The 23697-nt window shown below is 64.8% G+C and carries 21 protein-coding genes; 13 read left to right on the top strand and 8 right to left on the bottom strand.

Features of this window, described 5'->3' with window-relative positions; genetic code table 11:
• Positions 1-9: 9 nt before the first annotated feature.
• Entirely contained in the window at positions 10-1206 is a 1197-nt protein-coding gene (locus BH95_RS00870) for an MFS transporter (protein ID WP_020113128.1), read from the bottom strand.
• Positions 1207-1492: 286 nt separating this feature from the next.
• Here BH95_RS00870 and BH95_RS00865 point away from each other — a divergent pair, with 286 nt between their 5' ends.
• Together BH95_RS00865 and BH95_RS00860 are read left to right on the top strand one after the other, a co-directional pair.
• Entirely contained in the window at positions 1493-1906 is a 414-nt protein-coding gene (locus tag BH95_RS00865; protein ID WP_020113129.1) for a hypothetical protein, read from the top strand.
• A gap of 172 nt (positions 1907-2078) precedes the next feature.
• On the top strand, positions 2079-3101 hold the full coding sequence (locus BH95_RS00860) for a phosphotransferase family protein (protein ID WP_019667180.1): 1023 nt from the start codon (positions 2079-2081) through the stop codon (positions 3099-3101).
• Positions 3102-3117: 16 nt separating this feature from the next.
• Here the strand turns inward: BH95_RS00860 and BH95_RS00855 are convergent, their stop codons facing one another.
• Complete coding sequence (locus BH95_RS00855) at positions 3118-3585, bottom strand: acyl-CoA thioesterase (RefSeq protein WP_019667181.1); 468 nt, start codon at positions 3583-3585, stop codon at positions 3118-3120.
• 11 nt (positions 3586-3596) lie between these two features.
• Positions 3597-4787, bottom strand: coding sequence for a benzoate/H(+) symporter BenE family transporter (locus BH95_RS00850; protein ID WP_037180652.1), 1191 nt, complete (start codon positions 4785-4787; stop codon positions 3597-3599).
• A gap of 86 nt (positions 4788-4873) precedes the next feature.
• Here BH95_RS00850 and BH95_RS00845 point away from each other — a divergent pair, with 86 nt between their 5' ends.
• Positions 4874-6355 (top strand): FGGY-family carbohydrate kinase, encoded by a 1482-nt coding sequence (locus tag BH95_RS00845; RefSeq protein ID WP_037180650.1) that lies wholly within the window; start codon positions 4874-4876, stop codon positions 6353-6355.
• Here the strand turns inward: BH95_RS00845 and BH95_RS00840 are convergent.
• Together BH95_RS00840 and BH95_RS00835 are read right to left on the bottom strand one after the other, a co-directional pair.
• Positions 6340-7110 carry an SDR family NAD(P)-dependent oxidoreductase gene (locus tag BH95_RS00840; RefSeq protein WP_019667184.1) on the bottom strand — a complete coding sequence of 257 codons (771 nt, stop codon included), beginning with the start codon at positions 7108-7110 and terminating at the stop codon, positions 6340-6342. The two genes, BH95_RS00845 and BH95_RS00840, sit on opposite strands and share 16 nt — an antisense overlap.
• Positions 7107-8138 carry a sugar-binding transcriptional regulator gene (locus BH95_RS00835; RefSeq protein WP_051104989.1) on the bottom strand — a complete coding sequence of 344 codons (1032 nt, stop codon included), beginning with the start codon at positions 8136-8138 and terminating at the stop codon, positions 7107-7109. Before BH95_RS00835 ends, BH95_RS00840 begins: the two co-directional genes overlap by 4 nt.
• A gap of 174 nt (positions 8139-8312) precedes the next feature.
• Here BH95_RS00835 and eltD point away from each other — a divergent pair, with 174 nt between their 5' ends.
• From eltD to BH95_RS00795, 8 genes are all read left to right on the top strand, one after another.
• Positions 8313-9404: an erythritol/L-threitol dehyrogenase gene (gene eltD / locus BH95_RS00830; RefSeq protein ID WP_019667186.1), complete on the top strand. Its 1092-nt coding sequence runs from the start codon at positions 8313-8315 to the stop codon at positions 9402-9404.
• Positions 9405-9469: 65 nt separating this feature from the next.
• Positions 9470-10846, top strand: a complete 1377-nt coding sequence (locus BH95_RS00825) for an ABC transporter substrate-binding protein (RefSeq protein ID WP_020113133.1) — start codon at positions 9470-9472, stop codon at positions 10844-10846.
• A 24-nt stretch (positions 10847-10870) separates the two neighbouring features.
• Positions 10871-11818, top strand: a complete 948-nt coding sequence (locus tag BH95_RS00820; RefSeq protein ID WP_019667188.1) for a carbohydrate ABC transporter permease — start codon at positions 10871-10873, stop codon at positions 11816-11818.
• A gap of 4 nt (positions 11819-11822) precedes the next feature.
• Positions 11823-12689: a carbohydrate ABC transporter permease gene (locus BH95_RS00815; RefSeq protein WP_019667189.1), complete on the top strand. Its 867-nt coding sequence runs from the start codon at positions 11823-11825 to the stop codon at positions 12687-12689.
• Positions 12690-13814: an ABC transporter ATP-binding protein gene (locus tag BH95_RS00810; RefSeq protein WP_037180648.1), complete on the top strand. Its 1125-nt coding sequence runs from the start codon at positions 12690-12692 to the stop codon at positions 13812-13814. It abuts the gene before it with no gap.
• Positions 13815-14930 (top strand): ABC transporter ATP-binding protein, encoded by a 1116-nt coding sequence (locus tag BH95_RS00805; protein ID WP_019667191.1) that lies wholly within the window; start codon positions 13815-13817, stop codon positions 14928-14930.
• A gap of 8 nt (positions 14931-14938) precedes the next feature.
• The gene (locus BH95_RS00800; RefSeq protein WP_037180646.1) at positions 14939-16663 is read left to right on the top strand and encodes a dihydroxyacetone kinase family protein; all 1725 of its coding nucleotides are present in this window, start codon (positions 14939-14941) and stop codon (positions 16661-16663) included.
• Positions 16664-16666: 3 nt separating this feature from the next.
• The gene (locus tag BH95_RS00795) at positions 16667-17167 is read left to right on the top strand and encodes a ribose-5-phosphate isomerase (protein ID WP_019667193.1); all 501 of its coding nucleotides are present in this window, start codon (positions 16667-16669) and stop codon (positions 17165-17167) included.
• Positions 17168-17445: 278 nt separating this feature from the next.
• Here the strand turns inward: BH95_RS00795 and BH95_RS00790 are convergent, their stop codons facing one another.
• The 3 genes from BH95_RS00790 to BH95_RS00780 form a co-directional block, all read right to left on the bottom strand.
• Positions 17446-18264 (bottom strand): shikimate 5-dehydrogenase, encoded by an 819-nt coding sequence (locus BH95_RS00790; RefSeq protein ID WP_037180644.1) that lies wholly within the window; start codon positions 18262-18264, stop codon positions 17446-17448.
• A gap of 16 nt (positions 18265-18280) precedes the next feature.
• Positions 18281-18949 (bottom strand): HNH endonuclease family protein, encoded by a 669-nt coding sequence (locus BH95_RS00785; RefSeq protein ID WP_037140428.1) that lies wholly within the window; start codon positions 18947-18949, stop codon positions 18281-18283.
• A 115-nt stretch (positions 18950-19064) separates the two neighbouring features.
• Positions 19065-19970: an NADP-dependent oxidoreductase gene (locus BH95_RS00780; protein WP_037180642.1), complete on the bottom strand. Its 906-nt coding sequence runs from the start codon at positions 19968-19970 to the stop codon at positions 19065-19067.
• A gap of 142 nt (positions 19971-20112) precedes the next feature.
• On the opposite strand from BH95_RS00780, the gene BH95_RS00775 reads away from it, so the two are divergent.
• The gene (locus BH95_RS00775) at positions 20113-22929 is read left to right on the top strand and encodes a DEAD/DEAH box helicase (RefSeq protein ID WP_037180640.1); all 2817 of its coding nucleotides are present in this window, start codon (positions 20113-20115) and stop codon (positions 22927-22929) included.
• Positions 22929-23681: an SWIM zinc finger family protein gene (locus tag BH95_RS00770; RefSeq protein WP_020113146.1), complete on the top strand. Its 753-nt coding sequence runs from the start codon at positions 22929-22931 to the stop codon at positions 23679-23681. Before BH95_RS00775 ends, BH95_RS00770 begins: the two co-directional genes overlap by 1 nt.
• The last annotated feature ends 16 nt before the right edge of the window (positions 23682-23697 follow it).

Here is a 23697-nt window from a genome sequence, read left to right as displayed (position 1 = left end):
AAGGTTCCGTCAATCCCGTTCGGGCAACACCGTGCGCGGTCGAACAGTTCCCGCGGCGGCTGCAGCGACAATCGTCAGCGCCAACGGGACAGCCATCGCCGAGGTGAGGGACACGAAGTGGGCGATCCAGCCGACGATCGCAGGTCCGGCCAGCAGCCCGACGTATCCCATTCCGACGACGCGAGACATGTTGGTCGCCGCGCCGCCTCCGAGGTTGCCTGCGGCGGTGAAGATCTGCGGAACGCTGCCGGACAATCCGAGGCCGAACAACGCCCATCCGGCGAGCGTCAGCGGCAGCACGTCCGAGACCAAGACCAGAGCCATCCCCGCTGCCGCGATCGCGTTGCCGTACCTGACCACCGCGACCGGGCCGAAGCGCGCGCTGACTCGATCCGCACAGAACCTGCCGACGGTCATCATCGTCGCGAAGAATCCGAAGGCGAGAGCTGCGGTGCTGTCCGACGTGGCGAGGTGCTCCTTCACCTGCAACGTGCTCCAGTCGTTGGCGACCCCTTCGGACAGAAGGAGGGCGAACGCAAGGGCTCCGAGCGCCAGGACGCGCGGAGAGAATCGGCCCCGCGCGGAACCGTCGGCTTCGGACTCCCCGGTGTGCGGCGACGTGCGGGGGACCAGGAACGGGCGGCAGCAGGCCAACACGCCGATGCCGACAACGGCTGCTCCGATCGTGGTCGACAGGATCGGGATGCCGATGGACAGGGTGGCGGCTCCCACGAGTGAACCCACGACGCCACCGACCGAGAACAGAGCGTGGAATGCGGACATGATCGGTCGCGCGTAGACGCGCTCGACGTCCACTGCCTGAGAGTTCATGGACACGTCGAGAGCACCGTTGAAGATGCCGAACACGAAGAGCGCTGCACCCAAGGTGGCGGCATTCGTGGCGAGCGCCGGACCGACGACTGCGGTGGACAGCAGCACTCCGGCGACAGTAACGATTCGATAACTGCCGTATCGGTCGGCCAACGGGCCGGCGGCCTGCATCCCCACGATCGCTCCGCCCGCCAAGACGAGGAGCAGCGATCCGAGGGTGGCGTGCGAGATACCGACCTGACGCTCGACGGTCGGAATGTGCACGACCCAGATAGCGAAGAGGAAGCCGTTGACGGCGAACACTCCGAAAACGGCGGCGCGGGCGCGGCGGGCAGCGGCTGTCGAGATTGCGGCCTTGTCGATCACTGCACGCACGCTACCTGGTTGTTTGCGTCGAGCCCGCGGTGAGAGGTCGTGGGTGGACGATCTTGGTAAGCATTCGTAGCTGGATAGTCGCCGGATGTCGGCTACTCGTGTGACGCTTATCACATCATTCGGTTTGGTCTGGCGACACAACCGAGCGGAAGCGTAGTTTCGATGAATCGGACAGGAGTGCAAATTCGTTACAAATCTCTTCGTAACGATCTGAGAACGGTGCCGAGAAGGTTAGGCCGAGCGGCTGACCTGGCACCGCACAGCGACGCCGATCGAAGGAGACATCATGACCCTCGCACACACCCGCCAGGATCTCGCGGACGCGACACCCACAGTGCTGGACGCCGCAGTCGATTCGGCGCCGCTGTCCTCTTCTCAGCTGGAGATGATGCGCGCGTTCTTCTCGTGCGAGTTCGAGGTAGCTCGCCTCGACCGCGAGTCCATTCCGGCGGCTACGCCGGACGCCGTCGCCGAGTGGATCGACGCCCTGCGTATGAGCGGGCTGTTCTCCCCGTCCGAGATGCGCACGATGTCCGCGGCGTGGACGAGTGAGCCCGACGCGCTGGTGTCCTTGCTCGTCGGTGATGTCGACGAGGTGGCCGCTCGCCGCGACGTCACGGAATCGAGCCCTGAGGACGTGAACGTTTCCGCCCCGATCGTCGACGCAGCCGCCGACACCGAGCTCCCGAAGGCCAGCTGAGAGTACTTCTCACTATCCATTCGACGCCGCGGACGCCCACACGGGTGCGTCCGCGGCGTCGCTCGTCGCACGACACGTCGCAGCTCGTTGTTCGGCGAATCCACGCTCGGTCACGCGTCGTCCGTGCGACAGTGACGAGTGTTGATTCGCAAGTGAAAGGACCTTCGAGCGTATGACGACAGGTGTGGACTTCGACGCCGTCTCCGAATGGATCGGAGGCCTCGGCATCGGTGCAGTGGCCCCGCTGACATACGACAGGGTCGGCAACGGACAATCCAACCTCACGTACGCGGTCGCCGACGCCGGCGGTAGTCGCTGGGTACTGCGGAGGCCGCCACTCGGCACGTTGTTGGCATCCGCACACGACGTCGTCCGGGAATACCGGATCCTCACCGCCCTGCAGAACACCGGTGTTCCGGTCCCCAAGATGATCGCGGTGACCGAGGATTCACAGGTGTCCGACGTGCCTCTGGTGCTCATGAGCTACGTCGACGGCGTCGTGCTCGATTCGGTGCAGAAAGCCGAGGCCACCGCACCCGACATTCGCCGGGCAATCGGATCCAGCATGACGAGCGCGCTCGCGAGCATTCACCGGGTGGACCTCGACAGCGTCGGGCTCACGGACCTGGCCAGCCACAAGCCGTACGCGGAGCGGCAACTCAAGCGCTGGCGAACACAGTGGCAGCACACGCAGACACGTGAAGTACCGGCAATCGACACTCTCGCCGAGCGTCTCGCAGCGAACATCCCGGATCAACGAGAACTGACGTTGGTGCACGGCGACTTCCACCTCAACAACGTGATCACCTCACCCACCGCCGGTGACATCGTGGCCGTCGTCGACTGGGAACTGTGCACGCTCGGTGATCCACTCGCGGACATCGGCGGGCTCCTCGCCTACTGGCCGGAAGCGGGCGACGCCGTCGCAGGGCCGTTCATGGCCTCGACCTTGCCCGGCTTCCCGACCCGACAGCAATTGACGGCCGACTACGCAGCGAAGACGGGGCGCGACGTCACAGCCGTCGGATTCTGGCAGGTGCTCGCGCTGTGGAAGCTGTCCATCATCGCCGAGGGCGTCATGCGACGAGCGGAAGCCGACGCCCGCAACCGCGCCGACGCCGGTTCTCCCACGACGACCCTCATCGACGACATCATCGCCCGGGCTCTCAGCACAGCCGACGACATCGGCCTCTGAAATCTGAAATCTCCGCCTAATCAGACCCGGTCACAAGAGTGCGGGCGGCGGCTTCGATCTCGGTGGGAATGGCGACGGGACGACGCGTCTGCGCGTCGACGTACACGTGGACGAATCGGCCGGTGGCTGCCAGGTGCAGCTCGTCGCCCGGGCTTTCGCGGAACAGAGCGAGCGCGTAGACGATGCTGCGGGTGCCCAGTTTCTCGACCGACAGGCCGACCTGCAGGGCGTCGGGGAACGACAACTCGCTGTGGTACTTGCACGACGTCTCGGCGACCACACCGATGGCATCCAGTGCCCTGATGTCCACGCCTGTGGTGTGCATCAGCCAACCGTTCACCGCGGTGTCGAAGTACGAGTAGTAGGTGACGTTGTTGACGTGCCCGTAGTGATCGTTGTCGTCCCACCGCGTGGCGATCGGCCAGAGGGCCGGGTACTCGGCGGCGGTGTTGCGTTCGGCTCGCTGGCCGGCGGAGGCGGTCATGGTTGCTGACTCTATCGGCCGCGCGCCAGAACCCAGCGAACGACGAGGCCGACGACCAACGCCCAGAAGGCGGAGCCGATACCGAAGATGCCGATGCCCGACGCCGCGATCACGAACGTGAGAACGACCGACTCCCTCTCGTTCTCGTCTTTCAGGGCACCGGCGAGCGAGGCGGCGAGCGTGCCCAGCAACGCCAGTCCGGCAACGGTTTCGACCACACCGGCAGGCGCAACGGACACAAGAGTCGCCACGGCAGCCGAACATGCTGCGAGGAGAAGGTAGAACCAGCCTGCCGACGATGCTGCGATCCAGCGACGCTGGGGGTCGGGGTGCGCCTGCGGCGCCGCGGCCAGGGCTGCGCTGATGGCTGCGAGGTTGACGGCGTGCCCACCGAACGGTGCGCCCACCATCGTTCCCAGGCCGGTGACCCCCATCGCGGGCCGCCAGGGTACGTCGTATCCGTAGGACTTCATGACGGCGACGCCCGGGATGTTCTGCGATGCCATGGTGACGATGTACAGCGGCAGCGCGATCCCGACGATTGCTTGCCACGTCCAGTCCGGTGCGGTGAAGGCGACGTGCGGAATCAAGTCCGCGGCGGGGGGAATACGCTGCGCGACAGCGACATCGATGGCAATGACCACGGCTGCGGTGCCGAATGCAGCAGGAACGGCCCACCGCGGAGAGTAACGCTGCAGCACCAGCCAGACCACGATGACCGGTGCGATCGCCCCGGGTGATGCGGCGAATGCAGTTACCGGTTTCAGGCACAGCGGCAACAGGACACCCGCGAGCATCGCCTGCGCGAGAGATGTGGGAATGGACGTGATCAGTGCGCCGAGACGCGGCCACAGCCCGGTGGTGATCACCGATGCGCCGACGACGAGAAACGCGCCGACGGCAGCGGGCCACGCGCCGGCCACCGCTCCTGTCCCGGCCAGCAGCGCGGCACCGGGCGTCGACCAGGCAAGGGTGATGGGTTGGCGATACCGCCGGGAGAGGTAGATCATTCCGAGAGCCTGAGTCACGCAGATCACCAGGAGCCCCGACGCTGCATCCGTCGGTGACGCGCCCACCGCGCGAAGACCGGTCAGCACCACGGCGAACGAACTGGTGAAACCGACGAGCGCGGCGACGATGCCCGCGAGGATCGGTTGAAGTGCGCTCGGTGTCGATCGGGTCGGCTCTGCCACGAACAGCAATGATGCCCTGTGTGGGGGTACGCCGGTAATCGTGGATGCGTGCTTACCGGCCACAGCGGCCGATGTGCTCCGTTAGTGTTGCAATCGTGAAGTTGTTCGTGGGAATCGATATGGGCACCGGCAGCAGCAAGGGCGTCCTCGTCACCGCCGACGGAGAGGTTCTCGCCTCGGAGCAGCGAGCCCACGAGATGTCGTTACCGCACCCGGGCTGGGCGGAAGTGGATGCGGATGCGGTCTGGTGGGGTGACGTGTGCGTCATCGCATCGGCGTTGATGAACCGGGTTCCGTCGGGTTCCGAGGTCGCGGGCGTCTGTGTCAGTGGGGTCGGTCCGTGTCTGGTGCTCACCGACTCCGAACTGCGTCCGGTGCGGCCGGCGATCCTGTACGGGATCGATTCACGGGCCTCGTGCGAAATCAAGGAGCTCACCGAGCATTTCGGTGCCGACGCCATTCTGGAGCGATGTGGCAAATCGTTGTCCAGTCAGGCAGTGGGGCCGAAGATCGAGTGGGTTCGCAAGAACGAGCCGGAGGTGTTCGATCGTGCGAGACGGTGGTACGGATCCAATTCGTACATCGTCGCCAAGCTCACCGGTGAGTACGTGCAGGACCATCACACGGCCAGTCAGTGCGACCCTCTCTACTCGGTTCGTGAATTCGGTTGGAACGCAGACTGGATCGACCGAGTTCTGGGCGGACTCGAGGTGCCGAGGTTGGCGTGGCCGAGCGAGGTCGTCGGACATGTCGATGCGCGCGGCAGTGCTGCGTCCGGCATCCCTGTCGGCACGCCCGTGGTGGCGGGAACTGTCGACGCGTACGCCGAGGCATTCAGTGTGGGAGTGCGGCATCCGGGTGATCTGATGTTGATGTACGGATCGACGATGTTCCTGGTGCAGGTGTTGGCGGACTATCACACGAATTCTGCGCTGTGGACCACCACGGGAGTGCAGGCAGGCACGTATGCACTCGCGGCGGGAACATCCACCGCCGGTTCACTGACCACGTGGCTTCGGACACTCACCGGTGGAGCGCCGTTCGAGGAGCTGATGCGTGAGGCATCGGCCGTTCCAGCAGGGGCCGAGGGGTTGTTGATCCTGCCGTACCTCGCAGGCGAGCGAACGCCGGTGTTCGACGCCGATGCTCGCGGTGTGATGGCAGGACTGACTCTTCGGCATGGACGAGGTCATATCTTCCGGGCTGCGTACGAGGGAATCTCCTTCGGTATCAGGCAGATTCTGGAGATGTTCGACGACGCGGCCACGCCGGTCAACCGAGCCGTCGCCGTGGGTGGTGGGCTGCGGAGTCCGGTGTGGGCGCAGGCGCTCAGCGACATCACCGGACAGACGCAGCTCGTCACCGAGCAGGCCATCGGGGCGAGCTACGGTGACGGCCTGCTGGCCGCTATCGGGGTCGGGGAGGTATCGCCCGAAACCGACTGGGCCACCGTGGCATCCGAGGTGCCGCCGAATCCTGCACACCGCGCCCTGTACGACGACCTGTATGCCAGTTGGCTCCAGCTCTACCCGGCGACGCGAGACATCGTGCACGCGGGCGCTCAACTGACCAGGTAACCGCCGTCGACCGGGATGTCGATTCCATTGATCATCGCCGACGCGTCGGAGGCGAGCCACAGCGCAGTCGCCGACACCTCCGACGGCTCGGCGAATCGGCCGGAGGGGATCCGCGCGAGCATCGGTGCGGATTTCACCGGGTCGCCCCATACCTTCTGGCCCATGTCGGTGAGAACTACTGTGGGGCAGACGGAGTTGGCCCGGACGCCTCGCCCGCCGAGTTCGAGCGCGAGCACTTTGGTGGCCATGATGAGTCCGGCTTTGGACGTGCAGTACGCGTAGTGCTCGGGGAGTGGTCGTAGTGCCGCGGCCGATGCGACGGTGACGATGGATCCGCCGTCGCCGTCCGCCATTGCTCGGCCGATACGCGCTGCGAGCAACGACGGGGCTCTCAAATTGACCTGGATCACTTCGTCGAAGTGCGCTGTATCGAGTGCGTCCACCGTTTCCGGGTAGGAGATTCCGGCGTTGTTGACGAGTACGTCGACGCCGCCGAATGCGTCGACGGCGTCGGCGGCGAGCGTGTCCGGACCCGCTGCTGTCGACAGATCTGCGACGACGATGGCGGTCTCGGTGTCGAGTGTGCGAGAGAAGCTTTCGAGCGATTCGTGATCTCGACCGGAGAGAACGAGGCGCGCGCCTGCCGCGGCGAACGTCTGCGCGATGTCGGCGCCGATGCCGCGACTTGCGCCCGTGATCAGCACGCGTTTGCCGTCGAGGCTCGGAGTCGTGGATCGGTCGATCGTAGGTGTCATGCCGTGTCTTCCTCGTCGAGTGTCGTGATGTGGGACAGGATGTCCTGTGCGGTCGCCGGGTCCGTGACGAGTCGATTGAAGAAGTGCGCTCGCGCGCCGCTGACGATCGGCACCACTTTGTCCGACCCGACTGCCACCGCGATACCGACCGGAATCTTCTGCAGTGCATCCAGTTCCACCGCGATCAGACGATCGGAGCCGGGGAACTCGACAGAGTTTCCGTCCCGGTCGTAGAAGCGTGAGCACACGTCGCCGACAGAGTCTCGCAGTGATGCGGAGTCGGTCGGGACGAAGCGGGGTATGTCGGAGCGCAGGAGGGGAGGTGCCCCGACGCCCATCAGGATGCACCGGGCCTGGGGCCAGAGTTCGAGCACGCGTTGAATTGCGGGGTCCGAGTGGATGATCGAGTACAGATCGGCACCGGGAAGCGCGGGTGCGAACAGGTAGTTGGCTCGTCCGCCGAGTTTGTTGGAGATCAGTCTGGTGATCTCGTTCGTCTGGTACCACTCCTCGGGCTGGTCGTTGCCGCCGACGGTCGGAGCCACCAGGATTCCCGGGATTCTGTCCAGGTCGAACTGAGCCACTTCGTACACGGTTCTGCCGGAGGAGACCAACAGGATGTCGCCGGGGACGAGCCCGACCGCGGCGAGTGCCTTGGACACTGCGGGAGCGAGGTAGCGACCCATGAGATCGACCGTCGGTTTCGACGGCGTGGCCGGGGGCAGGGGTGCCGACAGGTAGACGTACTCGAGGCCGAGGGCGGACGCAACGCTGTCCGCCAGATCGTCCTGCGAGTAGTTGCTCGGTGGCACGACCTCGATACGAACGATTCCCTGACGCCTCGCCTCGGAGAGAAGTCTGCTGACCGTCGCTCGGCTGGTTCCGAGTTTGGCGGCGACCTCGGCCTGAGTGGCGTCCTCGTCGTAGTAGAGCTTGGCCGCCGTGTAGAGCAAGGTCGGCGCGAAGTGGCTCCCGTCGGCCGATTGGCCCGACAGGGGGTTCTCGCTCGCAGATCCTGTGATCGCCATGGTCGGAAGTATCCCACTGAACATATGTGCACGGAGTTTGAATTGCTGAACATTCGTTCTGGACATATGTATACCTGTTCGTTAATGTGAGCGCCAACACATCGCCGACAGGCAATGTCTCGCCTCACCCGCGACGACCGCGCGGACACGAAACTGCTGAACGAGGAGTCATAGATGCCGGACACGACAATCCCGGAGAAGATGCAGGCTGTGGTCTGCCACGGCCCGGAGGACTACCGGCTCGAGGAAGTGCCGGTACCGGTACCCGGGCCCGGCGAAGCCCTGGTTCGCGTCGAGGCGGTCGGGATCTGCGCAAGCGACCTCAAGTGCTACCACGGCGCAGCGAAGTTCTGGGGCGACGAGAACCGACCCGCCTGGGCCGAGACCGACGTCATTCCCGGTCACGAATTCGTGGGTGAAATCGTTGTGATCGACGACGAGGCGTCGGCCAGGTGGAACGTCTCGGTCGGTGACCGTGTGGTGTCGGAGCAGATCGTGCCGTGCTGGAAGTGTCGCTTCTGCCTGCGCGGCCAGTACCACATGTGCGCGCCGCACGACCTGTACGGATTCAAGCGTCGCACCCCCGGCGCAATGGCCAGCTACATGGTGTACCCCGCAGAAGCATTGGTGCACAAAGTGTCCAAGGACATCCCCGCCGCGCACGCAGCATTCACCGAGCCCCTGTCCTGCTCGCTGCACGCCGTCGAGCGGGCAGGGATCACATTCGACGACGTCGTCGTCGTCGCAGGATGCGGCCCCATCGGCCTGGGTATGATCGCCGGCGCACGGGCGAAGAACCCCGCGCATGTCATCGCGCTCGACATGCAGCCGGAGAAGCTGGCGCTCGCGAAGGAATGCGGCGCCGACATCGTCGTCGACATCCGCAACGAGGATGCCGAGAAGATCGTCAAGGACCTCACCGACGGATACGGCGCCGACGTCTACCTCGAAGGGACAGGACATCCCACTGCCGTTCCGCAGGGACTCAACCTGCTTCGCAAGCTCGGCACGTACGTCGAATACGGCGTCTTCGGAAGCGATGTCACGGTCGACTGGTCGATCATCTCCGACGACAAGGAACTCGACGTTCTCGGCGCGCATCTCGGCCCGTACTGCTGGCCCGCAGCCATCCGCATGATCGAGTCCGGTGTCTTGCCGATGGACAAGATCTGCACCCATCAACTACCCCTCGCTGACTTCCAGAAGGGTCTCGACCTCGTCGGAAGCGGCGCAGAGTCGGTCAAGGTTTCGCTGATTCCGTCCTGATTCGCTCCTGCACGAAGCACTTTGGAGACTTACCCATGACTTATCGTCAATTCTCGAGGCGGGACATGCTCCGCGCGATGGGGCTGGCAGGCGTCGCCGCAGCGTCGGTGCCGATTCTGTCGTCCTGCGGAGTCGGAGGTGGCGTGAACGCCGTCAACGGCGCCGGCGAAGTGAGCGGGTCGTTCGATTGGAAGGCCGTGGAGGGTACGACCCTCAACATCCTGCAGACCCCGCATCCGTACCAGCAGTCGTTCCAACCGCTGCTCGCCGAGTTCGAACAGCTGACCGGCATCACCGTCAATGCGGACCTGGTGCCCGAGGCGGACTACTTCACCAAGCTCAACACCGAACTTGCCGGCGGTACCGGCAAACACGACGTCTTCATGCTGGGGGCGTACTTCATCTGGCAGTACGGCCCGCCCGGATGGCTCGAGGACTTGAACCCCTGGTTGCAGAACAGTTCGGCCACCAGCGCCGAGTACGACTTCGAGGACATCTACGAGGGTCTGCGCACGTCGACCAGCTGGGATTTCGAGCAGGGCTCACCGCTCGGTACCGGTGGTCAGTGGGCGCTGCCGTGGGGATTCGAGAACAACGTCGTTGCGTACAACAAGAAGTTCTTCGACGACAACGGCATCACGCTGCCGGACACCTTCGACAACTTCGTGCAGCTGGCCATCGACCTCACCGATCGTTCGCAGAACCGCTACGGAATCGCGACTCGCGGGTCCAAGTCGTGGGCGACGATTCACCCCGGCTTCATGACCCAGTTCACGCGTGAAGGTGCGCAGGACTACGTCTTCGAGAACGGCGAGTTGCAGGCCCGGATGAACTCGGAGAAGGCAGTTGCGTTCACCGAGAAGTGGATCGAGATGCAGCACAAGGCCGGACCGACGTCGTGGACGTCCTACGACTACCCCAACGCCACCGGTGATCTCGGTGATGGCAAAGCCATGATGGTGTTCGACGCCGACAGTGCGACCTACCCGAAGAACAAGCCGGGTGCGTCGGCACAGGCAGGCAACATCGGGTGGTACCCCGGTCCTGCAGGTCCCGACGGCAGCTACGCCACGAACCTGTGGACGTGGTCGCTGGCGATGAACTCGATGTCGAAGAACAAGCACGCAGCCTGGCTGTTCATGCAGTGGGCCACGGGCAAGGAAGCGATGTCGAAAGCTGTTCAGGGCGGGATCTACGCCGACCCGGTCCGCAAGTCCGTGTTCGACGGTGTCTTCAAGGACCAGGTCGCCGACCAAGCGGGTTATCTCGAGACGTTCGAGACCGTGATCGACCAGTCGAAGATCCAGTTCACTCCGCAGAAGAAGTTCTTCGACACCACGCAGAACTGGGCGTCGGCACTCCAGGACATCTACGGCGGCGACGACGCTCAGTCCCGGCTCGACGGACTGGCGAAAACCAACACCTCGAAGGTGAACCTGTGATGACTTTTCAGAAAGAGGTACGTCATGGCCACGCGCACTGAGCCTTCGCGTTCGACGGGCGCGCCTGTTCCGGGTTCCACGGCCAAGCCCGAGGTGCCGCGGTGGCGTCGTCGGCTGCGTCCGTATCTGTTGTCGGTTCCCGCCGTCCTGATCGTCGTCGGAATTCTGTACCCGTTCTTCGTCGGCGCGTGGTACTCGTTCCTCAACTACGCTGCCGTGAACCCGAACCCGGTGTTCGTCGGCTTCGCCAACTACGCCAGCGTTCTCGGTGACGCGCAGTTCTGGTCGAGCGTGCGCGTCACGGGCACGTTCGCAGTGGTGGCGACCATCGTGGAGACCGTCATCGGCGTGATCATCGCGCTGCTGCTCAACCGGTCGTCGATCGTCGGCCGCATCTTCGAGAAGGTGCTGATCCTTCCGCTGATGATCGCGCCGGTGATCGCCGCGGTGGTGTGGAAGCTGATGTTCAACCCGCAGTTCGGTGTGCTGAATCACGTTCTGGGACTGGGCAACACGTTCGACTGGTTGAGCAGTCAGAACGCGCTGTTCTCGGTGATCCTCGTCGACCTGTGGATCTTCACGCCGTTCGTCGCGATTCTCGTTCTCGCCGGCATCCGTTCCCTGCCGAAGGAACCGTTCGAAGCGTCCGAGGTCGACGGCGCGAGCTGGTTCTACATGTTCCGCCGGCTCATGTTGCCGATGCTGTGGCCGTACATCCTCGTCGCGGTGATCTTCCGCTTCATGGACAACCTCAAGTTCTTCGACGTGCCATGGGTTCTGACGGCCGGTGGGCCGGGTGTCGCGACCCGTTCGTTGCAGATCGGTGCGTTCGAGGACTCGATCATCAACCTCGACTACTCCCGCGGCAGCACCTACATGTTCCTGCTGTGGATCCTCGTGTTCATCACCGCGCGCTTCCTCGTGAGCGTGCTCGGCAAAGCACAGCGGCGCGCCGCTGGAGCGGAGAACTGACATCATGGCAAAGGAATTGCTTCCAGGGCAGCGCCGGTTCACCCCGGCCTCGGTCGCCGCGGACGTCGTACTGCTGGTGTGGTTCGTGTTCTCGCTGTTCCCCATCGTGTGGATGGTGTTACTGGCGCTGAAGTCCGACGCCGAGCAGACGAGCACGTACTTCTCCTTCACGCCGACGTTCGAGAACTTCGGAACCGTGCTCAGCCAGCGCGGAACCGACCTCACCAGCGTCGATTTCACGTCGTCTCTGCTCACCAGCCTCATCAACTGCGGCGGCGCGGTCATCGTCTCGCTCGTCATCGGTATCCCCGCCGCCTATGCGGCGGGTCGCTGGCAGTACAAGGGCAGCAACGATCTGATGTTCCAGATGCTCTCGTTCCGATTCGCGCCCGAGCTCATGGTGATCGTGCCGCTGTTCGTCATCTACAACCAGATCGGGTTGTTCGACACCAAGGTCGGCATGATCTGGGTGCTGCAGTTGGTGACCATGCCGCTCGTCGTGTGGATCCTGCGCTCCTACTTCCAGGATCTGCCGGAGGATCTGGAACAGGCCGCGCTTCTCGACGGGTACACCCGCTCGCGGGCGTTCGTCATGGTCGCTCTTCCGTTGGTGCGTCCGGGCATCGCTGCAGCTGCATTGCTGGCCTTCATCTTCGCGTGGAACAACTACGTCTTCCCGCTCATCCTGTCCGACAGCAACGCCAGCACGGTCACCGTCGCGATCACCAAGTACCTCGGCGGTGGCGGACAGGCCTACTACAACCTCACTGCGGCGGCAGCAGTCATCGCAGCACTCCCACCGCTGATCCTGGCGCTCACCATTCAGCGCTACCTGGTTCGCGGTCTCTCGTTCGGGGCGGTGAAATCCTAGATGGCACAGCTTGCAGTCAAAGGACTGAGCAAGAAGTACGGCAAGAAGATCGGAATCGACGGACTCGATCTCGACATCGCGGACGGCGAGTTCTTCGTCATCCTCGGTCCGTCCGGGGCGGGCAAGACCACGACGCTCAAGTCCATTGCAGGACTGGTCGAGGTCGACGACGGTGCCGTCCACATCGGTGGCACGGACATGACAGCTGTGGAGCCGTACCACCGCAACGTCGCGATGGCGTTCGAGAGCTACGCGTTGTACCCGCAGAAGACCGTGTCGGAGAACCTGGCATCGCCGCTGAAGTCCGGCCGCACCGGCAAGTACACCGAAGCCGAGCAGACCGAACGCATCAAGTCCGTGACGACGACTCTCGGTATCGACCATCTGCTGAAGCGGTTTCCGCGCGAGCTGTCCAACGGTCAACGTCAGCGTGTCGCGCTCGGTCGCGTGCTGGTCCGTCCGGCCGACGTCTACCTGCTGGACGAGCCCCTCTCGCACCTCGATGCGAAGCTTCGTGCGGCCATGCGCGTCGAACTGAGGCAGTTGGGTGAGATGTCCAAGACCACCACCGTCTACGTCACCCACGATTATCAGGAAGCCCTCGCCCTGGGAGATCGCATCGCGATCCTCCGCGAGGGGCGTGTGGTCCAGGTGGACACTCCCGAGAACATCTGGCGTACACCGGCGGACACGTTCGTCGCCAAGGCCCTCGGTCAGCCCGAGATCAACCTCTACGACGCAACCGTCGACGACGGATCGCTGCGCGTGTTGGGAAGCAGCATCGAGGTGTCCGCTCCGGCAATGCTGTCGAGAGGGGACAACGCGCGCATCGGCATTCGGCCCTGCGACGTCGACGTGCTCGCGCAGGCGTCGACGCAGCCGGGGAAGGTGAACTTCGAGGGCACCGTCGTACTCGCCGAACGTCTCGGACGCGACGTCGAGGTGTCCGTCGATCTCGGCGGAATTACTCTCATCGCGTTGTCGAAGGGCGGACGTCACATCACCGAAGGTGCGACGGTGACCGTGTCGGTCGACGCGTCGGACATCCACATCTTCGACGGCACCGACGGGGCGTCGGACGTCGAAACTCGTCGCCTGGGCGCGGCAGACAGCAAGGAGCAGTAGATGACTGCCGTACACACCACGACCGTCGCGCAGAGCCTGACGCTCGACAACCTGGTCAAGACCTACTCGTCGCGTGGGCGGGAAGAATTCAAGGCCGTCAAGGGCATCGATCTCACCATCGAGCCCGGTGAACTGATTGCGCTCCTCGGCCCGTCCGGATGCGGCAAGACCACGACTCTGCGGATGATCGCGGGCCTGGAGACGGTCACGAGTGGAGAGATCCGCATCGGCGACAGGACCATCACGGACCTTCCGCCCGGAAAACGTGAGGTCGGGGTCGGATTCGAGAGTTACGCGCTGTACCCGCCGCTGTCCATTCGTGAGAACCTCGCGTACGGGTTGAAGGCACGCAAGGTCAAGGGTGCCGACGAGCTCGTGAACTCCATCGCTCGCAGGCTCGAGATGGAGGATCTACTCGAGCTGCGTCCGGCAGGACTGTCGAGTGGCCAGAAGCAGCGCGTCGCATTGGCGCGGGCCCTCGTTCGGAACCCTCCGGTGCTGCTCCTCGACGAGCCGCTCTCGCACCTCGATGCCTCTGCACGCCAACGAGTTCGACGCGAACTCAAGATGTTGCAGCGCGAGTTCGGGTACACCACGATCGTGGTCACCCACGACCAGGTCGAGGCGCTCAGCCTCGCGGACCGCTTGGCGGTCATGGACGGCGGAGTCATTCAGCAGTTCGGCACTCCGGACGAAGTGTTCGACGATCCGGCCAATCTGTTCGTCGCAGGGTTCGTCGGCGAGCCGCAGATCAACGTTCTCGACGGTGTCGTCCGTCGTTCGGGAACGTCCAGTGTCGTCGAAATCGGGGACGGCACACTGTCGGTGAACGTCACCGATGTCTCCGACGGCACATCCGTCAAGGTCGGTATCCGCCCGCAGGACGCGTCGATCGTCGCGGGCGTGGCCGGTGACGGGCAGATCGCGGCGTCGGTGGACTACTTCGAGCACCTGATGGAGTTCGGCCAGGCGAAAATTTCCGTCGCAGGCGGCGGCGAACTTCTGGTGCAGACCCCCGCACGCGAAAGCTACCGCAGCCACGATCGATGCGCGCTCTCCGCTCCGGCCGAACGCATCTACCTGTTCGACCGCGAATCCGGTCTCAGACTCCGATAGGACCAGTCATGACAAGGCTTTTCAACGATCCAGCGTCGTTCATGGAGGACATGCTCGACGGATTCCTCGACGCCAACTCGAGGTACGTCGTCGGTGTCCCCGGCGGGGTGGTGCGCGCGACAGCGACACCCGAGGGCAAGGCCACGGTTGTCGTCGGCGGCGGGTCCGGGCACTATCCGGCGTTCTGCGGAGTGGTGGGTCGTGGATTCGCCGACGGTGCCGTGGTGGGAAACATCTTCACCTCGCCGTCGGCCGACGATGCCGCGTCGGTGGCGCGTGCAGTCGAGCGCGGCGGGGGAGTGCTGCTGACGACGGGCAACTACGCGGGCGACGTCATGAACTTCGGTCTCGCGGTGCAGAAGCTGCGAGCCGAGGGAATCGACGCCCGGTACCTCGCGGTCACCGACGACATCGCCAGCGCACCGAAGGATCAGATCGCCAAGAGGCGCGGCATCGCCGGTGATTTCACGGTGTTCCGGTGCGCGTCGGCCGCTGCCGACGAGGGATACGACCTGGACGGTGTCGAGCGGGTCGGAATCGCCGCGAACGACGCCACCCGCACGCTGGGCGTGGCCTTCGACGGCTGCACGATGCCCGGTGCCCGGGACCCACTGTTCACGGTGGCGAAGGGGACGATGGATCTCGGTCTCGGTATTCACGGAGAGCCCGGGGTGTCCTCCCACGACATGCCGACGGCCGCCGAGCTTGCGGACCTGCTCGTCGATGGCGTGCTCGCCGAGAAGCCCGAAGGCAGCGGCGAGCGCATCGCGGTGATCCTCAACGGGCTCGGCCGAACCAAGTACGAGGAACTGTTCGTCGTGTGGCAGACGGTGTCACGTCGATTACGCGAGCACGGATACAGCGTCGTCGACCCGGAAGTGGGGGAACTCGTCACGAGCCTCGACATGGCAGGCTGCTCGCTCACCGTCATGTGGCTCGACGACGAACTCGAGAGGTTCTGGACCGCGCCGGCGGACACTCCCGCCTATCGCAAGGGAGTTGTCGCCGGCGATACCGGGGAGCGTCGGTCGGCCGACGACGTGGCCGAGGCTGCGTCCGCGGTAATGCCGGAGTCCGACGAGCATTCGCGGGAGTGCGCTCGGTTCGTGGCATCGTCCCTCGAAGCCCTGGCGGAGCGAATGGCTGCTGCGGAGGACGAACTCGGCCGCATCGACGCCGTCGCGGGAGACGGCGACCACGGCCGAGGAATGGTGAAGGGGACGGCTGCTGCACGTGAAGCCGCGGACGATGCCGTCAACCGAGACGGCGGCACGGGATCGGTGCTCGCGGCCGCAGGCTCGGCATGGGCAGCGAAAGCAGGTGGAACCTCCGGAGTGTTGTGGGGTGCCGCACTGACAGCCATTGGAAACAGACTGGGCAACAACGGCGTACCGGACGACGCGGCCGTCGCCGAAGCACTGCGAGCAGGGTACGACGCCCTGACATCCCTGGGCGGTGCATCGCTGGGAGACAAGACAATGCTCGACGCTCTCGACCCGTTCGTCGGGGCCGTCGAGAAAGCCGTTGCCGGCGGAAGTGACTGGCGGACTGCGTGGTCCGACGCAGTGAACGTGGCGGGTGACGCTGCGCAGCGCACCGCGGAACTCCGTCCGAAGGTGGGACGAGCACGTCCCCTGGCCGAGAAAAGCGTCGGGACCCCCGACGCGGGCGCGGTGTCGCTCAGCATGTGCGTCGCCACCGTCGCCGAACTCTTCACGAAGCAAGGAACGTAGATCATGAGCAAGCTGAGAATCGTCGTCGGATGCGACGACGCCGGACTGCAGTACAAGCAAGCACTGTTGGCCGATCTGGAGAAGGACGATCGAGTCGAATCGGTCGCCGACGTGGGCGTCGGAACCGACGAGCACACCGCCTACCCGCACGTGGCCGTCACCGCGGCACGCATGATCGCCGACGGGTCGGCCGACCGTGCGCTGCTGGTGTGCGGCACCGGTCTCGGAGTGGCCATCAGCGCCAACAAGGTTCCCGGTATCAGGGCCGTCACGGCACACGACAGCTTCTCGGTCGAGCGTGCCGTACTCAGCAACGATGCCCAGGTGCTGTGCATGGGCCAGCGTGTCATCGGAATCGAACTCGCGCGTCGCCTGGCAAGGGAATGGCTGGGCTACACCTTCGACCCGACATCGGCATCAGCAGCGAAGGTCGCGGCAATCGGAGAATACGAAACCGGTTCCCTCGCAACCGCGGAGGACGCAGCGAAAGCAGTATGCGACTGAGCTGACCTGGATGCGACGGCGGGGCAACACCGCCGTCGCGCTGGAGGGTTCGAATATGGCATGAATGGTTTCAATGTGCCATGCCGCGGGTTCGATTGTGCTGTCACCTACTGAAACCGTCTGAAAATCACTGATTTCGACCGCTGACATTCCAGTGGGGGCTGTTATTTTCAGAGCTAGTTTCTGACAAACCAATCCCTGCCGCGCACAGTCACCCGTGAGCATTCAGACGTTGCCTACGTAAACTGTCGTTTGGATAGCCCTGCACGGTCTTCGGGCTAGCTCCGCGAAAACTCAGACGCCCGCTGGATTTGCTCGTTCGTTGGCCGGATGCCGGTGTAGAGGACGAATTGCTCGGCGGCTTGAAGTGCGATGACCTCGGCGCCGGTGATAACGGGCTTGCCTGCGGCCCGGGCTTCGACGATCAACGGTGTTTCCGACGGCATGGCGACTACGTCGAACACTGCGTGGGCGCCGTGGATCTGCTCGTCGGAGTATGGCGAGGCATCGGCGTCGGGGCCGCCCGCCATTCCGACGGGGGTGACGTTGACTAGCAGGTCGGCCTGGACGGTGCGGGCAGACCACTCGTATCCGTAGGCGGCGGCCAGAGCCGGACCGGTGACCTCGTTGCGGGCGACGACGGTGCCTCGGGTGAATCCCGAATCACGAAGTGCTGCAACGACCGCTTTGGCCATTCCTCCGCTACCGGTCACCGAAACCGTGTAGTCGGTGGAGAAGCCTGATGACGCAAGCAGATTCGCGACTGCCTGATAATCGGTGTTGTACGCGTGCAGTATGCCGTTCTCGTTGACGATGGTGTTGACCGATTCGATGGCGCTCGCGGAATCGTGCATCACGTCGATCGATGCGATGACGTCTTCCTTGAACGGCATCGAGATTGCGCACCCTCGGATTCCGAGAGCGCGGACGCCTCCGATCGCGGCAGCGAGATCCGTCGTCGTGAAGGCTTTGTAGACGAAGTTCAGATCGAGTTCGTCGTAGAGGTAATTGTGAAAACGGGTACCGATGTTGCTCGGGCGACCGGAGAGCGACATGCACAGTTGTGTTTCACGGTCGAGGAAGCTGCGCGAGGACATCGTTCGGACTTTACTCTCAGCAGTTCTGCGCCACCGACGAGAGCGCGCGCTGGTCCGCCTGTGTGATCGGCAGCGCGTACTGCGCCGCGACGGACAGGTACTTGCCCGCGTAGAAGCATCGGTACGCGGCGTTGGGTGGTAGCCACTGCGCTGGAGTGGAGTCGCTCTTCGACTGATTGTCGGGCCCGTTCACGGCAAGGAGGTTGAAGTCGATGTCGTTGGCGAACTGGACTCGCTTGTCCGGTGTCCATGCGTTCGCGCCCATGTCCCAGGCCGCGGACAGTGGGTAGACGTGGTCGATCTGGATCTTGCCTGCGTCGGCCTTGACGAATTCGACGGACTCACCGGAGTACGGGTCCGCGAGAACCCCCGACGTGACCACGCAGTTCCGAGTCCCGTCGCGGAACGTCACCTCGGTGAGGGAACGCGCCAGGACGTTGTCGCGAGTACCGCAGCCGTCGTGACCGCCGGGCCCGTCGTAATCGTCGGTCCACGCCGGACCGAACACGCAGCCCTCCCCGCTTTTGCAGCCCCGCTCGTATCCCGGGTTGTCGGGCCTGTCCGCGACCACCTGAACCCGTGCAAGTAGATCCTCGATCTGCACTCGTGTGGGACTACCCGGCGCCGGGGGAGGCGGCGAAAAACCTGGAATCGACGCTCTGTCGCAGGACCCGAATGCAGTCATGGCCAGAGCGGCCACCAGCAACAGCAGCGCCACACGCAGCTTCTTCACACACGCCCAATCGTCGTACTCGGTCTATCCGGACACGATTGTGCCGCACCCCACCGACAGTGATTGCTCAGCCGACTTCGATGATCACCTTGCCGGTTGCGTGGCCGCGCTCCACCGTCGCGAGTGCTTCGCCTGCCCGCTCGAGCGGGAAGGCCTGGTCGATCCGAGGTGTCAGCACACCGGTGGCCACCAGGTCGGCCACGGCCTCGTACGCCTCCGTGGTTCGCCTGCGGTGCACGCCCGACCCGCCCAGCGACGTCGCGAGCACGGGATCCGCGACGCTGACGACAGGTGCGTCGGGCTTGGTCAGCGATACCGCCGATTTCAATGTGTCCCCGCCGACGAGATCGAAGATGCCGTCCACCACGGTGTCCACGGCGTCGGCGAAGTGCTCGCCGGAGGGGACGAAACGAGCCCCGAGGCCGGCCACCCACTCCTGCTTGCCCGTGCCGGCCACGCCGATCGTGTTCAGACCGCGCGCCTTGGCTATCTGCAGCACGGCGGAACCGACCCCGCCGCCCGCGCCGAGTACCAGCAACGTCGAACCGCTCGCGAGGCCCAGCTGGTCGACACCGTCGTAGGCCGTACCTGCCGCAACCGGCAGCGTGGCGGCGGCGGCGAACGTCACGGCATCGGGCTTGTGTGCGGCGCTGGACGCGTTCAGCACCGTGTACTGCGCGTACCCGCCGTGACCGGCCGCGGTGGATCCGAACACTCGATCGCCCACCGAGAAACCGTCCACATGAGTACCGACCTGAACCACCGTGCCGGACACCTCACGGCCGAGAACTGCCGGTAGGGACGTTTGTACGGTGTCCTTGCGGTTGCCGGCCCGCACCTTCCAATCGGCAGGGTTCACCCCGGCTGCATGCACCGCTACCAGCACCTGTCCCTGTCCGGGGTCTGGAATCGGCACGTCGAGGAAATACTCGGTTTCGGGACCTCCGTACTCACTGAACCCATAAGCGATCATTCATCCACTGTGCCAAATGTCCGGTAGTCGGTGGGCGAGGTGTGCCATTTCTCGCCCGTCGGCGTCGCACGGACCCCGCGCACGGTGCGGCAACCGGCACACCACGCCCATCCGTAACCGAGCACCCTGGTTGGATGGACGAGTGCTTCACGGTCTCTGGTCTCCCGGCAGCGGGTTGGCGCTGTGGGACGACGAGGTCACCACCGGTACGGAGCCCGCTCTACCTGCCGCGCTCGCGCAGGTACTCGGCAGACCGTTTCGTCACCGAGTCGAGGTCACGTTCCCGCCGACCGACGGGGGGCGGCCCCCGACGGTCAGCGTTCCCGCGATCGCGCTCGTGCCGTTCAATGCAGCCGACCTGCTGCTCAGGATCACGCCGCATCCGCTGATCGCAGGTGATCTGCAGTATCTGGCGCACGTCGCGCACGGCATCGAGCGGTGGGCGCGCGCAGGCAGAGTCGTACCCTCGCTCGTCCGACTGGAAGGGACGTGGTGGCCGAGGTGGCGTCTGGTGGGCGGGGAGCGCCAACGGGCCTGGGCCAGCGAACTCGCCGCGGCCATGCCGTCCGTGCAGCGTGCGGCCCACAGACCCAAGGCAATCCTGGACGACATGCTGGCCGAGCTGACCGATCCCATCGTCAGGTCGGTGCTGGGCAGACCCTTTCCGGAACACCCGCTGCTGTCGGCCCTCGTTCTGGACGACCCCTACGTGGAAGGCACTCAGCAGGCGTCGACTCTGCTGGAGAAGTGGCGGGAAACCCTCACCGTCGACGAGCCGTCGCTGGTACTGCGATTGCTCGAACCCACCGACGACGAGCCCGAAGATGCTGCGGATTTCGGCGAAGCGTTCTGGACCTTGCAGGTGTGTCTGCGCGCCGACGGCGAAGCGCCCGTGCCGGTTCCGATGAACCGCCGCGTCGACGCGACCCTGCTCTCCACAGCCGTGCGCAAGCTCGGCGAGGCCGTGGCGGCGTACCCGCGGCTGCGGGATCTGCCATCGGAGGACGGCACGCTCGATCTCCTGCTGCCCACGTCGGTGGTGATCGATCTCGTCGAGCACGGCGCGACGGCACTGCAGGCGACCGGAACGACGGTGCTGCTGCCCCGGGCATGGACGCGGCTGGATCCGTCGATGCGCTTGCGGGTGGAATCACCCGCGGTGACCAAGGCCGCCGCCGACCGAGCCGTCGGCATGGAGGAACTGGTCTCCTACGACTGGCAACTTCAGCTCGGCGACATGGTCCTCACCGAGGCCGAGATGAACCGCCTGGCCGTATCCAAGGGTGACCTGGTGCGTCTGCGCGGGCAGTGGGTGCTCGCCGACGGTGGTCAACTCGCCCGCGCCGCCAAATACGTCGCCGAGCACCACGGCGACGGGACCCCGCTCGGCAAGCTGATGCGCGAGATGACCCTTGCCGATCCGCCTCCGGCGTCCGTTCAGGACATCCGGGCGACGGGATGGGCGAAGGCGCTGCTCGAGCCGGGAGCGAGCCCGGAGCCGATTCCGCTTCCACCGGGCGTGAACGCAACCCTGCGGCCGTACCAGCAGCGTGGTGTGGAGTGGCTGGCGTTCATGAGCAGGCTGGGACTCGGAGCGGTACTCGCCGACGACATGGGGCTCGGCAAGACTCTGCAGGTCCTCACCTTGCTCGCGCACGAACGGAGTACGACGCCGACGCTTCTGGTGGCGCCGATGTCGGTCGTCGGAAACTGGCAGCGCGAAGCCGCGAAGTTCACCCCCGGCCTACGCGTGATGGTTCACCACGGTGCGGCGCGGTTGAGCGGTGACGAACTTCGAGACGCCATTTCCGCGCACGATCTCGTCGTGACGACGTATGCACTGATGGCGCGCGATCGGGCGCAGTTGGCGGAGCGGACGTGGCGTCGGGTCGTGCTCGACGAAGCGCAGCACATCAAGAACTCGGGTACGGGGCAGGCGAAGGCGGCTCTCGCCATTCCGGCCGAGCACAAGATCGCCCTCACCGGAACTCCCGTCGAGAACCGACTGGACGAGCTCCGCTCGATCCTCGACTTCGCCAACCCTGGAATGCTGGGCAGACCAACGGATTTCCGCAAGCGCTTCTCCGTTCCCATCGAACGCGAGAAAGACGAGAACGCGGTGACACGCCTGCGCGCCATCACCTCTCCGTTCATTCTCCGACGGGTCAAGACCGATCCCGCCGTCATCTCCGATCTTCCGGAGAAAAACGAGATGACGGTGCGCTCGAACCTCACCGCCGAGCAGGCGGGCCTGTACAAGGCCGTCGTCGACGAGATGATGGCCCAGATCGCCGACGCCAAGGGGATGAAGCGCAAGGGCGCCGTGCTGTCTGCGCTGACGAGGCTGAAACAGGTGTGCAACCATCCAGCGCACTTCCTGTCGGACGGCTCGCCGGTGCTCAAGCGCGGGCACCATCGCTCCGGAAAGATCGGCCTCGTCGAGGACATGCTCGATTCGATCCTCGGGGAGAACGAGAAAGCGTTGCTGTTCACGCAGTTTCGGGAGTTCGGCGACATCGTCGCGCCGTACTTCGCGGAAAGGTTCGGCACCGCCGTGCCGTTCCTGCACGGCGGCGTCACCAAATCGAAGCGTGATGCGATGGTGGAGGCCTTCCAAGCCGACGGCGGCCCACCGATCATGATGCTCTCGCTCAAGGCAGGTGGAACCGGGTTGAACCTCACCGCGGCCAACCACGTCGTGCACCTCGACCGCTGGTGGAATCCGGCGGTCGAGAACCAAGCGACCGACCGCGCCTTCCGGATCGGCCAGCGCAAGAACGTCTCGGTGCAGAAGCTGCTCTGTGTCGGAACGGTCGAGGAGCGCATCGATTCGATGTTGCACTCCAAACAAGACCTCGCGAATCTCGCCGTCGGCACCGGCGAGAACTGGGTGACCGAGATGGATACCGCAGAACTGCACGAACTGTTCCGTCTCAGCGAAGACGCGGTAGGTGAGTGATGGTCGACTTCAGTCAGTACGGCAAGCGTCGGAAAGCCAAGGGCGGCATCGAGTCCCGCAACAAGCGCGGTGCATTCGGCCAGACCTGGTGGGGGAGGCACTTCGTCACCGCCATGGAGGACCTGGCCGATCCGGGCAGAATCGCCCGTGGCCGGACGTACGCGCGACAGGGCCAGGTGCTCAATCTCGGTGTCGAACGCGGCCAGATCTACGGCGAGGTTCAGGGCAGCCAGCTGGAACCGTTCTCGGCGTCGATCACCGTCGATCCGCTGACCGACGGTCAGATCTCGGCGCTGATGAGCCGCGTCGCATCCAACCCAGGAATGTTGGCCGAACTGGCGTCCAACTCGATCCCACAGGCACTGGCGTCGATTCTTCTTCCACACGACCGCGGTCAGCTGGACTTCGACTGCACCTGCCCCGACGACGGTTGGCCGTGCAAGCATGCGGCTGCGTTGATGTACATCGCCGCCGAACACGTCGATGCGTCCGCCGCGACAATTCTGACGCTCCGCGGCGTCGATTTGGATCAGCTGATCGAGGGCGTCGGTGACGGCGACGACGAACTCGATTCCGGCGACTGGTTCGGGGACGACGCCAGACTGCCGGCTCTTCCGAAACCGACGTCGGCGCCGGCGATGGACGACCTGGACCCGCTGATCCTGCGCAAGGTCTTCCGAGCCGACGGGTCCAACGAGGCCGAGGTCAGCCGGGCTGTTGCCGAGCTGCGGGCGTTGTACGACCGGCTCTGACCCGCTCACGTGCTGG

Source organism: Rhodococcoides fascians A44A (genome assembly GCF_000760735.1).
Lineage (GTDB): Bacteria > Actinomycetota > Actinomycetes > Mycobacteriales > Mycobacteriaceae > Rhodococcoides > Rhodococcoides fascians_E.
The sequence above is the reverse complement of the archived record's forward strand: the minus strand, read 5'-3'. Positions and strand labels throughout refer to the sequence as shown.